The 13,366-nt window shown below is 70.8% G+C and carries 16 protein-coding genes; 13 read left to right on the top strand and 3 right to left on the bottom strand.

Features of this window, described 5'->3' with window-relative positions:
• Window position 1 precedes the first annotated feature (1 nt).
• The 10 genes from cpaB (at window position 2) to C8250_RS26925 (ending at window position 8,226) form a co-directional block, all read left to right on the top strand.
• A complete protein-coding gene (cpaB, locus tag C8250_RS26880; RefSeq protein WP_138352135.1) occupies window positions 2-718 on the top strand; it encodes a Flp pilus assembly protein CpaB in 717 nt (238 codons plus the stop codon).
• Entirely contained in the window at window positions 715-2,283 is a 1,569-nt protein-coding gene (locus C8250_RS26885; protein WP_138352134.1) for an AAA family ATPase, read from the top strand. Before cpaB ends, C8250_RS26885 begins: the two co-directional genes overlap by 4 nt.
• The gene (locus C8250_RS26890; protein WP_138352133.1) at window positions 2,280-2,666 is read left to right on the top strand and encodes a TadE/TadG family type IV pilus assembly protein; all 387 of its coding nucleotides are present in this window, start codon (window positions 2,280-2,282) and stop codon (window positions 2,664-2,666) included. Before C8250_RS26885 ends, C8250_RS26890 begins: the two co-directional genes overlap by 4 nt.
• The gene (locus C8250_RS26895; protein WP_138352132.1) at window positions 2,663-4,000 is read left to right on the top strand and encodes a CpaF family protein; all 1,338 of its coding nucleotides are present in this window, start codon (window positions 2,663-2,665) and stop codon (window positions 3,998-4,000) included. The genes C8250_RS26890 and C8250_RS26895 overlap by 4 nt, the downstream gene beginning before the upstream one ends.
• Window positions 3,997-4,935 (top strand): type II secretion system F family protein, encoded by a 939-nt coding sequence (locus tag C8250_RS26900; protein ID WP_138352131.1) that lies wholly within the window; start codon window positions 3,997-3,999, stop codon window positions 4,933-4,935. The genes C8250_RS26895 and C8250_RS26900 overlap by 4 nt, the downstream gene beginning before the upstream one ends.
• Before the next feature lie 22 nt (window positions 4,936-4,957).
• Window positions 4,958-5,851: a DUF5936 domain-containing protein gene (locus tag C8250_RS26905; protein ID WP_138352269.1), complete on the top strand. Its 894-nt coding sequence runs from the start codon at window positions 4,958-4,960 to the stop codon at window positions 5,849-5,851.
• 278 nt (window positions 5,852-6,129) lie between these two features.
• Entirely contained in the window at window positions 6,130-6,339 is a 210-nt protein-coding gene (locus tag C8250_RS26910; protein ID WP_187144994.1) for a hypothetical protein, read from the top strand.
• A 5-nt stretch (window positions 6,340-6,344) separates the two neighbouring features.
• Window positions 6,345-6,929 (top strand): pilus assembly protein TadG-related protein, encoded by a 585-nt coding sequence (locus C8250_RS26915; protein ID WP_274599427.1) that lies wholly within the window; start codon window positions 6,345-6,347, stop codon window positions 6,927-6,929.
• 34 nt (window positions 6,930-6,963) lie between these two features.
• Window positions 6,964-7,560, top strand: a complete 597-nt coding sequence (locus C8250_RS26920; protein ID WP_138352129.1) for a hypothetical protein — start codon at window positions 6,964-6,966, stop codon at window positions 7,558-7,560.
• Window positions 7,561-7,566: 6 nt separating this feature from the next.
• Window positions 7,567-8,226, top strand: a complete 660-nt coding sequence (locus tag C8250_RS26925) for an OmpA family protein (protein ID WP_138352128.1) — start codon at window positions 7,567-7,569, stop codon at window positions 8,224-8,226.
• A 137-nt stretch (window positions 8,227-8,363) separates the two neighbouring features.
• On the opposite strand, the gene C8250_RS26930 is transcribed toward C8250_RS26925, so the two are convergent.
• On the bottom strand, window positions 8,364-9,137 hold the full coding sequence (locus C8250_RS26930) for an SDR family oxidoreductase (RefSeq protein WP_138352127.1): 774 nt from the start codon (window positions 9,135-9,137) through the stop codon (window positions 8,364-8,366).
• Window positions 9,138-9,234: 97 nt separating this feature from the next.
• Here C8250_RS26930 and C8250_RS26935 point away from each other — a divergent pair, with 97 nt between their 5' ends.
• Window positions 9,235-9,714 carry a hypothetical protein gene (locus tag C8250_RS26935; RefSeq protein ID WP_138352126.1) on the top strand — a complete coding sequence of 160 codons (480 nt, stop codon included), beginning with the start codon at window positions 9,235-9,237 and terminating at the stop codon, window positions 9,712-9,714.
• Window positions 9,715-9,746: 32 nt separating this feature from the next.
• On the opposite strand, the gene C8250_RS26940 is transcribed toward C8250_RS26935, so the two are convergent.
• Window positions 9,747-10,187, bottom strand: coding sequence for a DUF192 domain-containing protein (locus C8250_RS26940; protein WP_138352125.1), 441 nt, complete (start codon window positions 10,185-10,187; stop codon window positions 9,747-9,749).
• Between the two features lie 95 nt (window positions 10,188-10,282).
• Here C8250_RS26940 and C8250_RS26945 point away from each other — a divergent pair, with 95 nt between their 5' ends.
• Complete coding sequence (locus C8250_RS26945; protein ID WP_138352124.1) at window positions 10,283-11,035, top strand: A24 family peptidase; 753 nt, start codon at window positions 10,283-10,285, stop codon at window positions 11,033-11,035.
• A 136-nt stretch (window positions 11,036-11,171) separates the two neighbouring features.
• On the opposite strand, the gene mgrA is transcribed toward C8250_RS26945, so the two are convergent.
• Entirely contained in the window at window positions 11,172-12,215 is a 1,044-nt protein-coding gene (mgrA, locus tag C8250_RS26955; protein WP_138352122.1) for an L-glyceraldehyde 3-phosphate reductase, read from the bottom strand.
• Window positions 12,216-12,342: 127 nt separating this feature from the next.
• Here mgrA and C8250_RS26960 point away from each other — a divergent pair, with 127 nt between their 5' ends.
• The gene (locus tag C8250_RS26960) at window positions 12,343-13,104 is read left to right on the top strand and encodes an isoprenyl transferase (RefSeq protein WP_138352121.1); all 762 of its coding nucleotides are present in this window, start codon (window positions 12,343-12,345) and stop codon (window positions 13,102-13,104) included.
• Window positions 13,105-13,366: the final 262 nt, after the last annotated feature.

The following is a 13,366-nucleotide window of genomic DNA, read 5'->3' on the forward strand; positions in this document are numbered from 1 at the left end:
GATGAATTCACGTCAGCGACGCGGTGTCGTCCTCCTGGTGGTCTCCGTGCTGTGCGCGGTGGCGGCCTTCGCGGGAGTCGTCACGGTCATCGGCAACGCACGGTCGGAGGTCGGCCCGAAGGTCACCGCCTACCAGCTGACCAAGGACGTGCCGGCCTACACGGCGGTGACGTCCGGGCAGTTGGAGAAGGTCCGGATACCGGAGAAGTGGCTTCCCGACACCGCCGTGCGCGACCTCGCCTCCGTCCAGGGGATGGTCGCGGCGATCCCGCTGAAACGCGGCTCGCTGCTGGAGTCCGGCATGGTCGCGGCCAGGCCGGTGCTCCAGTCCGGCCAGATGGAGATCGCCATCATGATCGACGCGGAGACCGGCGTCGCCGGGAAGATCACCCCGGGGTCGAAGGTCAACATCTTCGCCACCTTCGCGGGCAAGAAGGACACCGACCCCGATGTCTCGAAGATCATCGTCACCGGGGCGCGGGTCATCGACGTCGGCGAGATCAAGGCGTTCGACAAGAGCCAGGACTCCCAGCGGCAGGCCGCCCAGGGCGTGCCGATCACGTTCGCGCTCGACGCGGCCGACGCCCAGCGCGTCGCGTTCTCCGAGTCCTTCGCGCGTCACGTCCGGCTGGCGCTGATCGCCCCGGGCGACGACAGCGCCCCGGCCGCTGTCGACCGCACGTACACCCTGGCGGGGGACACGGGAGGCAAGAGGTGATCGTGAGGATCCTGTCCGGCACCAGTGACCCGGATGCCGCCCGCGCACTGGCCGGTCTGCTGCACCAGCTGCCCGGCGCGGAACCGGGCCCCGCACTGCCCGACTCCACGCTGCTGCTCGACACCCTCGCCCGGGCCGCCGAGGCGGGGATAGACGAGCTGCCCGAGGTCGTCATCGTGCACGACGGCATCACCCCGATGCCCGCGCTGGAACTGATACGGGAGGTCGCGCTCCGCTTCCCGGCCGTCGGCGTCGTCCTGCTCACCGCCGACCCGAGCCCGGCCGTGCTCTCCGCCGCGATGGACTCCGGAGCGCGCGGCGTCATCGGGCTGCCGCTGTCGTACGACGAGTTGGGCGCCCGCGTCGAGGCGGCCGCCGCCTGGGCCGGCGGGGTCCGCCGCCACCTCAGCCCGCAGCGCGCGCTGCCCGCCGTGGCCGGCGGCACCCTCGTCGCCGTCGCCGGTGCGAAGGGCGGCGTCGGCACCACCGTCACCGCCATCCAGCTCGCACTGGCCGCGCACGCCGCCGGCCGGTCCACCGCCCTCGTCGACCTGGACCTGCAGGGCGGCGACATCGCCTCGTACCTGGACGTCCAGTTCCGCCGCTCGATGGCCGACCTGGCCGACATCGCCGACATCTCGTCGCGCGTCCTGCACGACGCGATGTACGTCCACGAGTCCGGGCCCGCCCTGCTGCTCGCCCCGGGCGAGGGCGAACGCGGCGAGGACGTCACGGACCGGTCGGTGCGGCTGGTCCTGCACGCACTCCGGCAGCGGTACGAAGTGGTCGTCGTCGACTGCGGCACCCAGCTGACCACGGCCAACGCCGTGGCCGTCGAGACCGCCGACACGGCGCTGCTGGTCACCACCCCGGACGTCGTCGCGGTCCGCGCGGCCAAGCGCATGGTCCGGATGTGGGACCGGCTGCAGATCCGCAAACCGCAGGACACCACGACCGTCGTCAACCGCTACACGCGCGGCACCGAGATCCAGCCGTCCCTCGTCGCCCGCATCACCGGCACCAAGGTCGCGGCCTCCGTCGTGCCCGCCGCGTTCAAGGAACTCCAGTCCGTCATCGACGCGGGACGCCTCCACGACCTCGACAACCGCTCCACCGTGAAGCAGGGCCTGTGGGCGCTGGCGGCCGAACTCGGCCTCGCCGTCGGCGGCCACGCGCTGCCCAAGGCGGCCCGGCGCGGCAGGCGCAGCCTGCGCGACGACCGGGGCCAGGTGATCCTGGAGACCCTCGGCATGACGCCGATCATCCTCATCACCCTGATCCTGGTCTGGCAGGCGGTGCTCGCGGGCTACACGTTCACGCTCGCCGGCCACGCGGCGGACGAGGCGGCGCGGGCGGCGGCGGTGGGCACGGACGCGGACGCGGTGACGGCGGCACAGCGGGACCTGCCGGGCGCGTGGAACGGCACCACGACCGTCGACCGGAGCGACGGCAAGGTCACCGTCACCGTCAACCTCCAGGTCCCCGTCCTGTTCCCGGGCGCGATCGACTTCCCGCTGACGGTGCACGGCCACGCGTCCACGGTGGACGAGGAGACGAAGCGATGACCGGGCGCAGAGCGCGTACGTGGCGTGAACGCGGTTCGGCGTCCCTGGAGTTCCTCGGCGTCCTGCCGATCCTGCTGCTCATCGCCCTCGCCGGGATCCAGCTCGGCTTCGTCGCGTACGCCGCCAACCAGGCCGGCACGGCCGCCCGTACCGCCGCCCGCACCGCTGCGCTGCGCGCCCCGCACCCGGACGCGGGGGAAGCGGGCCGCAACGCGGTGAGCGACTGGCTGCGGGACGGCACCGTCATCTCGCCCGCCTCCGACGACGGCGACTCCGTCACCATGACCGCCACCATCAACATCCCGTCCGTCATCCCCGGCGTGAGCATCTTCGGTCCGGTGCGGCGCAGCGCGACCATGCCGAAAGAAGACACCACGCCATGAGCCTGCGCGCCCGCCTCGCCGTCACGGAAGAGGCCACCCCCCAGACCCAAGAGGGCCACATGGTGGCCGTCTACCGCACCAAGCTGCTCCAGGAGATCGACCTCGCCGAGATGTCGGCGCTCGCCACCGCCGAGCGGCGGGCCCGGCTGGAACGGGTACTCGGGCACATCATCAGCCGCGAGGGCCCGGTGCTGTCGACGAAGGAGCGCGCGGGCATCATCCGCCGCGTCGTGGACGAGGCGCTCGGCCTCGGCGTCCTCGAACCGCTCCTCGAAGACCCGACCATCACCGAGATCATGGTCAACGGACCGGACAAGATCTACGTCGAGCGGGGCGGCCGGGTCGAGCAGGTGGCCGTCCGCTTCTCGTCCGCCGAGCAGCTGCTGCAGACCATCGAACGCATCGTCTCGACCGTCAACCGCCGGGTCGACGAGTCCAATCCGATGGTCGACGCGCGCCTGCCGAGCGGTGAGCGCGTCAACGTCATCATCCCGCCGCTGTCGCTGAGCGGCCCGACGCTCACCATCCGCCGCTTCCCGCGCGCCTACACCCTGCAGGAACTGATAGCCCTCGGCACCCTCGACGAGCACATGCTGATGCTGCTCTCCTCGCTGGTCCGCGCGAAGTGCAACATCATCGTCAGCGGGGGCACCGGCTCCGGCAAGACGACGCTGCTCAACGCGCTGTCCGGGCTGATCCCGGAGGGCGAGCGCATCATCACCGTCGAGGATGCCGCCGAACTGCAGCTGCAGCAGGACCACGTCATCCGGCTGGAGACCCGGCCGCCGAACGTCGAGGGCGAGGGCCGCATCACCATCCGCGACCTCGTACGCAACTCCCTGCGCATGCGGCCCGACCGCATCATCGTCGGTGAGGTCCGCGGCGGCGAGACCCTCGACATGCTCCAGGCGATGTCCACCGGCCACGACGGCTCGCTCGCCACCGTCCACGCCAACTCGGCCGAGGACGCGGTGCTGCGCCTGCAGACGCTGGCCTCGATGAGCGAGGTCAAGATCCCCTTCGAGGCGCTGCGCGACCAGATCAACAGCGCGGTGGACGTGCTCGTGCAGCTCACCCGGCATGTCGACGGCACCCGCCGCATCGTCGAGATCGCCATGCTCTCCTCCCGCGGCCGTGACGTCTTCCGGCTCACCAGCGCCACCCGCTTCCGCGCCGAGCCGCTCGGTGCGGACCGCATCGTGCGCGGCTGGTACGAGCACCACCCGCTGCCCCGCGAGCTGGCGGAGCGCCTGTACCTGGCTGGTGAACACGTCCCGGCCGCCTTCGGCGTCGGCTCCAGCGAACTGGAACTCGACATCCGGGAGGCCAAGTGAGCGACCAGCTCCCGCTGATCGTCATCGGAGCCACCCTGCTCGCCCTGACGCTGGGTGTCTGGGGCCTGCACGCCTGGTCCGGCGGCCGCGCCGAACGCGCCGCCCTCGTCGAACGCCTCGCGGGCGAGCTGGGGTCGGGCGCCGGGCGGCATGTCCCCTTCGCCGCCCTGGACCGCCGGGTGCGCGCCACCGGCTGGGGCCGCCGGCTCGCCGGCCGCCTCGCGGCCACCGGCACCGACCTCACCCCCGGCCAGTTCACCGCGGCGGCCGTCGGCCTGGTCGGCGGCGCCTGGCTCGTCGCCGACGTCGTCCTCGCCCCGTTCTTCGGGCCGATCGCCGGGATCCTCGCGTTCTGGTCCGCGTACTCCTTCCTGGAGTGGCGCCGCCGTGTCCGCACCGAACGCTTCATCGCCCAACTGCCCGAACTGGCCCGCGTCCTGGCCAACGCCACCCAGGCCGGCCTCGCGCTGCGCACCGCGGTCGGCATGGCGGCGGACGAGCTGGAGGCGCCGGCGGGCGAGGAGCTCAAGAAGGTCGCCGACGCGATGGCGATGGGCCACTCCGTCGAGGACGCGCTGGCCGAACTCCAGGAACGCCTGCCCAGCCGCGAGCTCATCGTCCTGGTCTCCACCCTTGTCCTGTCGAGCCGCGCGGGCGGTTCCGTCGTCGAGTCGCTCCGCAACCTGACGGTCACGCTGGAGGAGCGCAAGGAGACCCGGCGGGAGATCCGCACCCAGATGTCGCAGGTCACGGTCACCGCGTACGCCGTCCCCGTCATCGGCATCGGCTCGCTGTTCCTGCTGAACCAGATCATGCCGGGCTCGCTGAGCGCGATGACCGGCTCCAACCTCGGGCGCATCTGCGTGCTGATCTCGCTGGGCCTGTACGTGGTGGGCTTCTGGATGATCCGCCGGATGTCCCGGATCGACGTATGAAGGGGGCGCGCTGCTCATGGTGATGATCGGTATCGGGCTGGCCCTCGCCCTGGCACTGTGCGCGGTCGGCGTCGTCCACGCGATCGCCCTCCTGCGCTCCGACGCCAAGCTCCCCGACGACCTGATGCTCGCCCTGGAAGTAGGCCGCACCCGAACCACCCGCACCGGCAACGCCGTCGACCAACTCGGTATGCGCTGGTCCCCGATGGTGATGCGCTGGATGGGCCCCGCCCGCGTCGCCAAAATGCGCATGAAGATCGACCACGCGGGTCACCCGCACGGGTTGACGGTGGAACGGTATGCGGCGCGGCGGGCGGTGTACGGGGCGCTGGGCGGGCTGGCGGCCTTCGCTCTCCTCACGAGCGGCCACTGGTTCCTGGCGCTGATTCTGGTCGGCTACGCATGGGGCTGGGCCGACCTCGGCCTCTGGCTCGCGGTCCGCAAACGCCGCGACGACATCGAGCGCACCCTCCCCGACTTCCTGGACGTGCTGGCGGTGGTGGTGAGCGCGGGTCTCGGCTTCCGTCAGGCACTGGAGCGCGTCAACACGGTCTACAAGGGACCGTGGTCGGACGAGATCCGCATTGCGCTGCGGCAGATGGATGTCGGGGTGAGCCGTCGCGACGCTTTCGACCAGCTCCGGAAGCGCAACAGGAGCGATCAGGTGAGCCAGTTCGTGAGCACGCTGCAACAGGGCGAGGAATTGGGCGCGCCCATTGCACGGACGCTGCTGCAGATCGCCCAGGACATGCGGCGGACCGAGGCGCAGAACGCACGGAGGCGAGCGGCGCGGACGGTGCCGAAGGCGACGGGCGTGATCACGATGCTGCTCGTCCCGGCCACCATGATCCTGCTGCTCACCGGCACGATCATGGGTTCTCAGATCAACTTCGGCCAAATCCTGGGGAATGGGTGAATCCGGTCATGTTCCCTGTCGCGAACCGCCATATTGGATGCGCCAGTTGGCGCGTAAAGGGCTGCGGTTGCACGGGTTTCGGGTGTACCTTTGCAGACGCAACCATATTTGCACCTGCAATCAAGAACGGATCGCTACGGACCGGACCGGTGAGAGGCGGTGCGCCGTGGAAGGTGTCGTCGAGCTCGGCGGTCGTGGCGAGCGTGAGAACGAGAAGCCGGCCGTCGCATCAGGCGCGACCGACGTTCGTCAGGTGACAAAGGATGGGGCAGACAATCATGAGTACATGGGCTGTGAAGCGGCTCGTCGCCGCGCACGTCTGGGCGCGCCAAGCAGGCGAGCGCGGGCAGACGTCCTTCGAGTATCTGGGGATCGCGGTGGTGATCGCGGTGATCATCGGAGTGCTGGCCGGTACGACGTCTATCGGCGATGCGGTTCTGACCGGGATCACGGGCAGGATCGCGGCCATCGTGGGCGCGGGCGGCTGAACGGGATTGCGCGGGGCGAGGAAGGCCAGACCCTCGGCCTCTACATCGTGGCCGTGGCCGCGCTGTTCTTCCTCGCCTTCGCGTTCTTCGCGGTCGGTCAGGCCAGCAGTGTCCGCAACAGTGCCCAGACGGCCGCCGACGCGGCGGCCCTGGGTGCCGCGGTCGAGGCCCGGGACGAGGCGCACGACGCCTTTCTCGAGGCACTCGTCAAGGGCGACCTCCCGAAGCTCACTCAGTTGCTCAACGGTCAGGGAATGCCGGGGGTCGGGGCATGCGGTGCGGCCGACGGACTCGCGAACGCGAACCGGGCCGACCGACAGTCCTGTGCCCGGGTCGAAGGCCCGCTCGGATACACAGTTTCGGTTCTTACCAGAGGGACCGTCGGGGGCAGCGTCGTGAAGGGCACGGCGAATCTGCACGCCACGGCGAGCGCGACGGCAGTGGTCGAAGGCCGCTGCGTCGTGGCAGGCGTGGAGGGCAAGGCCGTGAAGTTCTCCTGCAACAAGGGCGAAGAACTGACGATCGATCCGACCGCGACGGACTTCCGCTTGAATCTCGCGCAGTTCTACACGGTTCACCTCAGCACATGAAAGCCGATCACGTAGCGATGGAACGGGGACACCGATGACCAATCGGCGCAGAGAGACGGGCCGCCGCGTCATGACGGTGGTCGCGCTCGTGACCAGTGGGGCCATCGCGGTGGCGGGCTGTGGGGGAGGGGACGGTGACAAGAAGCCCGACAACGCCTCGTCGAGCAAGTCCGGTGCGCCGAAGGGTGGCGGACCGAGCAGCGGTAGCGCGACGCCGTCGGCGGAACCCACTCAGGTGCTGGCCCAGATCAAGGGCGAGGAGAACATGGTCGTCACCCTGAACTCGGCGACGCGTGACGCCGGTGGGTTCGTGACGGTGCAGGGCACGATCACGAACAACGGTGACAAGCCGTTCACTGCCGTCTCCTGGCGAGGTCAGGAGGTCGCGTTGGTCAAGTCGGGGCCGTCTGTCGCCGGCGCGGTCCTGGTCGATCAGGCGGGCAAGAAGCGGTACTACATTCTCCGCGACACCGAGGGCAAGTGCCTCTGCACCATGGGGCTGACGCTGGTCCCGGCCAAGGAGACCCGGCCGTTCTTCGCCCAGTTCCCCGCTCCACCCACCGGTACCACCTCCGTGGAGTTCCAGCTCCCCACCATGCCGCCCGCCAAGATCCAGATTTCGGAGGGGTGAGCGATCATGCCCCGTACCAAGCGACGTGCCGCCGGTGCGGCCGTGCTCACGCTTTCGGTTGTCACGATCACGTTCGCCGGGCCCGTCGGGATCGCGCGGGCGGATGGGGGGCCGTCGGCTTCGCCTTCTACGGTGGCGCCTTCGGCGCCGGTGAAGGTCGATCCGACCTCGCCGCGGCTGAAGTTGCCGGAAGGGGCGACGCTGGCGCCGGCGAAGGTGCTGGACATCGTGGCGGTCACGGACCAGTCGTCGACGAGTGCGAGTCAGCCGGAGCAGCGGCATGAGGAGTCCAACTCCTCGATCACGTACGCGCTGCAGTCGGAGGTGCTGTTCGAGATCGACAGTGCGGTGCTGTCGCCGGCCGCGGCGGCGCGGATCAAGGCCATTGCGGGCGACATCAACGCAAAGAAGGTTTCGTCACCCATCCGGGTCTTCGGGTTCACCGACAACCTGGGCAGCAGCGAGCACGGGGACGTGTTGTCGAAGCAACGCGCCGACGCCGTCTACAAAATTTTGGCCCAGGCGCTCGGATCCGCCGGTGGCGCAAGCCACAGTTTCCAGGTGCGCGGCTACGGCGAGGACTATCCCATTGCTGACAATTCATCCGAAGCGGGACGCCGTCAGAACCGCCGGGTGGAGATTACGTTCACACCGTCCGCCGCGTGAGGTGCTGAGCACGCGCTCATAAGCGGTACGGTGTAACTCCCCCCCTCGGGCCGGTTCGCTCTCCCCCCCCTGCGAACCGGCCCGTTTTTTGTTGCCCTCATCCGGGCGCCCGCCGCACCCGCGCCCCCGCCGGAGCCTCAGAGCCGGCAGCCGCCCGTCGCGTCGACGATCTGGCCGGTGATCCAGCGGGCGTCGTCGGAGGCGAGGAAGGCGACGGGGGCGGCGATGTCGTCGGGGAGGCCGACGCGGCCGAGTGCGGTGTCCGCGGCGACCAGCTCCTGCGCTTCCGGGTTGCCGCGCAGCCAGAAGGCGTTGGCGTCGGTGTCGACCGTGGCGGGGGCCACCGTGTTGACGGTGATGTTGCGCGGGCCGAGGTGCTTGGCGAGGGTGTGGCCGAGGACGTCGAGCGCGCCCTTCGTCATGCCGTACGCGATCGTCTCGGGAAGCGCGATGCGGGTGACGGCGGAGCTGATGTTGATGATGCGGCCGCCGTCGCGGAGCAGCGGCAGCACGCGCTGGACAAGGAAGAACGGCGCGCGGACATTGACGGCGAAGAGCCGTTCGAAGCGCTCCGGTGACTCCGCCTCGATCGGCCCGCCGGCGGCGTTGATCGCGGCGTTGTTGACGAGGATGTCCAAGCGGGGTGCCTGGCCGGTGTGTTCGCGCAGCCCGCGTTCGAGGGCGTGCACCAACGTGTCCACATCGCCCTCGACACCCAGCTCGGCCTGCAGGGCGAAGGCCCGGCCCCCGGCCGCCAGGATGCCGTCGACCGTCTCCTTGGCCGCGGTCTCGTTGCTGCCGTAGTGGACCGCGACGAGGGCGCCGTCCGCCGCGAGGCGCTGGGCGATCGCGCGCCCGATGCCACGCGAGGCTCCGGTCACCAGTGCCGTCTTGCCGGTCAGATCTCCCATGGCGGGCTCCTTGTCAGGGTGGGCGCTGTGCGGTGGGGCGACTTTCGCGCGGCGTGCTGACCGGCTGCGCACCGCGCGCTGACCCTAGATTGGCGCCATGCGGGAAAAGGGGATTATTCGGTATGTAGCGGGCGTGGTCGGCGCGGCCGCCGTGCTGAGCGCGTGCTCCGCCGGTGAAGGAGCGCCCGAGGGGTGGAAGGTGATGCACGGCGGCTCGGTGGCCGTAGCGCATCCGAAGGCGTGGGAGGAAACGCGGCCCGCAGGGAAGAGCACCGCCGGCGCGCAGGCTTCCGCCGTGCTCCGCGGCGCGGGCGGCCGCCCGGTCGGCGAGATCACCGTGTGGCCCGGCGGCGCCACCCGGCGGGGCGTCCGCGCACACGCCATGACGATCGACGGCCGGCCCGCCCAGCAGCTGCGGTACGTGGAACGGGCGGCGGACGGCAGCAGCAACCGGGCCGTCGAGATCACCACGACCGACAGCCACGGCCGCCCGGTCCTCGTCCGTGTCACCGGACCCGACGTCGACGGCTGGCCCGATGAACTGCGGCAGATCGTCAACAGCATCGACGTCAGCTGAGGTCAGCTGAGGTCAGCTGAGGTCAGCGGACGTCAGCCGGCATCGATCTCCACCCGCACCCCGCGCCGCAGCCCCCAGCGCTCCATCGCGCCCGCCTCCGCCTCCAGCACATGCCGCGCGCGCAGCCGGGGCCGCCCCAGGCGGCCGGGCGGCATGGTGCGCACCGCCAGGACGCGCAGCCGGCGGTCCAGATAGGCGACGTCGATCGCGAAGCGCATCCGTACGGTGTGCACGCTCGTCGCGGGTGTGAGCAGGAGCGCCCCCGTCAGTCCGTCCCGCCCGAGCAGTCCCCGGGTCCTGGCCCGGTAGGACGCGGCGATCTCCAGCGGTACGGGCGGGAGCGGCTCCCGGCCCGTGCCGTCAGCTGATTCCCCGGCCTCTCCCGCCTCTCCCGCCGCCACCGCTTCCGGCGCGGTGAGCCGCAACGTTCCGCCGCCGTCCTGCCACCGGACCGTCCGACCCGTCAGACCCATCCGTCCCGCACCTCCGTGTAGCCTCGGCCCCCGAAACCCCGCAGGGCCGCGCCTCCCGCGCCGTGCCGAATCCGTCCCGCACGGGAGGACCCCGGATGTCTGTCTACCTCACCGCAGTCGCCGCCGTCTGGGGAATCGTGGCGGGCCTCGCGTTGCCGCGCGCCATCCACCGGCTCGCGGTCGCGTCCGGGGAACCGGTGCGCGCGGACGACGAGGACGGCCTGCCGTATCCCCCGGGCCCGCGCGGCTGGATCGGCGGGAGCAGTGGGAGCAGCGGGAGCAGTGGGAGCAGCGATAACGGTGGGACGGGCACACGGCAGCGCCCGTACGGCACCGTGCTCCTCTGCGTCACGGCCTGCGCCGCGCTCGCCGCGCTCGTCGGGGCGCGTCCCGAACTGGTGGTGTGGCTGCTGCTCGTGCCGCTCGGCGTGCTGCTGGCCCGTATCGACCTGGCCGTCTTTCGGCTCCCCGACGTCCTGACCCTCCCCGCGCTGGCCGGCACGGCCGCCCTGCTGGGCGCCGCCGCCCTGCTGCCGGGGCACGAGGGCTCCTGGCCGCGGGCGTTGCTCGGCGGGGTCGTCCTCGGGGCCGTCTACTTCCTGCTGTTCCTCATCAACCCGGCCGGCATGGGCTTCGGTGACGTGAAGCTCGCCCCGACGCTCGGCCTCGCCCTCGGCTGGTACGGCTGGCCGGTGCTCTTCGCGGGCACGTTCGCGGGGTTCGTCCTCGGCGCCGTCGCCGGGCTCGTGCTGCTGGCCACCCGCCGGGCGAACCGTAAGACGCCCCTGCCCTTCGGGCCGTTCATGCTGATCGGCGCGCTGGGCGGAGTGCTGCTGGCGACCGCCTGACCACCACCGGCACCACCCCGCCCGACGCAAAGCGAAGGAACGCGCCGCGAAGCAACGCGCCGCGAAGCAACGCGCCGCGAAGCAACGCGCCGCGAAGCAACGCGCCGCGAAGCAACGCGCCGCGACGACGTCAGTCCTACGCCTCGCTGCTCACCGACCAGAGGTTCACGCCCTCCGGCTCCACCGCGTACTGGTCGATCTCCGCCAGCTCCTCCGTCGTGAGCTTCGGCGCGCCGACCGCCGCCACGTTGGCCTCCAGCTGCTTGACCGACGACGCGCCGATGAGCGCCGAGGTGACGCGCTCGTCGCGCAGCACCCAGCTCAGCGCGAGCTGGGCGAGGGACTGGCCGCGGCGCTGCGCGATCTCGTTGAGGGCCTGGAGCCGGGTGACCGTCTCCTTGTTGACCAGGCCCGGGTCGAGGGACTTGCCCTGGGCGGCGCGGGAGTCGTCGGGGATGCCGCCGAGGTACTTGTCCGTCAGCAGACCCTGGGCGAGCGGTACGAAGCCGATGCAGCCCATGCCCTCGTCGGCGAGGACGTCGAGCAGTCCGTCGTCCTCGATCCAGCGGTTGATCATCGAGTACGAGGGCTGGTGGATGAGCGCCGGGACGCCCAGCTCGCGCAGGATGCGGGCCGCCTCGCGGGTGCGCTCGGGGCTGTACGAGGAGATGCCGACGTAGAGCGCCTTGCCCTGCTGGACGGCGGAGGCCAGGGCGCCCATCGTCTCCTCGAGCGGGGTCTCCGGGTCGAAGCGGTGCGAGTAGAAGATGTCGACGTAGTCGAGGCCCATGCGGGACAGCGACTGGTCGAGCGAGGCGAGCAGGTACTTGCGGGAACCGGCGTCGCCGTACGGGCCCGGCCACATGTCCCAGCCGGCCTTGCTGGAGATGACCAGCTCGTCGCGGTACGGGCGGAAGTCCTGCGCCAGGATCGTCCCGAAGTTGGACTCGGCGGCGCCGTAGGGCGGGCCGTAGTTGTTGGCCAGGTCGAAGTGGGTGACGCCCAGGTCGAAGGCGCGGCGCAGGATCGCGCGCTGCGAGTCGAGGGTGCGGTCGTCACCGAAGTTGTGCCACAGGCCCAGCGAGATCGCGGGGAGCTTCAGCCCGCTGCGGCCGGTGCGGCGGTACTCCATGGAGTCGTAGCGCTCGTCGGCGGCGCGGTAGAGGGAACGGTTATTCATGCACTCTGCCTATCACGCCTCCGGGCCCCCGGATCCGAACCGGAAGCCGGGCACCCGGTTCGTGTGCTCACCGCCGCGCGCAGTACTGTGGCGATCGGGTGACGAGCGCTGGAGGGGCTGGTACGCGATGAATCTGCGCGACCTGGTGTATGGGCTGTATGCCCGCCGAGTGGAGCACCGCCTCGATCTGGCCCAGGGACCCAAGCACATCGGTGTGATCCTGGACGGCAACCGGCGCTGGGCCAAGGCCGCGGGCGGTACGACGGAGCAGGGCCACCGGGCCGGCGCCGACAAGATCGCCGAGATGCTGGGCTGGTGCGAGGAGACCGGGGTCAAGGTCGTCACGCTCTGGCTGCTGTCGACCGACAACCTGGACCGTCCCGCCGAGGAGCTCGTCCCGCTGCTGGGCATCATCGAGGGCGCGGTGAGCGGGCTGGCCGAGACCGGCCGCTGGCGCGTCCACCACGTCGGCACGATGGACATGCTGCCGGCGCGCACCCAGTCGGTGCTGAAGGAGGCCGAGCAGGCCACCCATGGCGTCGAGGGCATCCTCGTGAACGTCGCGGTCGGCTACGGCGGGCGACAGGAGATCGCGGACGCGGTCCGCTCGCTGCTGCACGAGCACGCGGGGCGCGGCACGTCCATCGAGGACCTCGCCGAGCTGCTGGACGTCGAGCACATCGCGGAGCACCTCTACACCCGCGGTCAGCCCGACCCGGACCTCGTCATCCGCACCAGCGGAGAGCAGCGGCTGTCGGGCTTCATGCTCTGGCAGAGCGCCCACTCCGAGTACTACTTCTGCGAAGTCTTCTGGCCGGCCTTCCGCAAGGTCGACTTCCTGCGCGCGCTGCGTGACTACGCGGCGCGGCACCGCCGCTACGGTTCGTAGCCGTCCGAGGCCGGCTCGACGACCACGTCCGGCCGACCGCGAGTACCCCCTCCTGCCGATCCCGGGTACCTCCTGCGGCCGACCCCGAGTGGCCGCTCCGTAGCCTCCTTCGGCCATCTGCCGCAGCATCTTCCGTTCATCTGCCGCACTTTTTTCGGGCCCGCGCCAGGATTGATGGCACAGCTGTCATATGCAGTCGCATAGGCACCCGCTTTCGAGGGCATACACCGGTCAACAGCGGACGGCACCCAGGTTCGTCCGC

The organism is Streptomyces sp. So13.3 (genome assembly GCF_005860785.2).
Taxonomy (GTDB): domain Bacteria; phylum Actinomycetota; class Actinomycetes; order Streptomycetales; family Streptomycetaceae; genus Actinacidiphila; species Actinacidiphila fildesensis.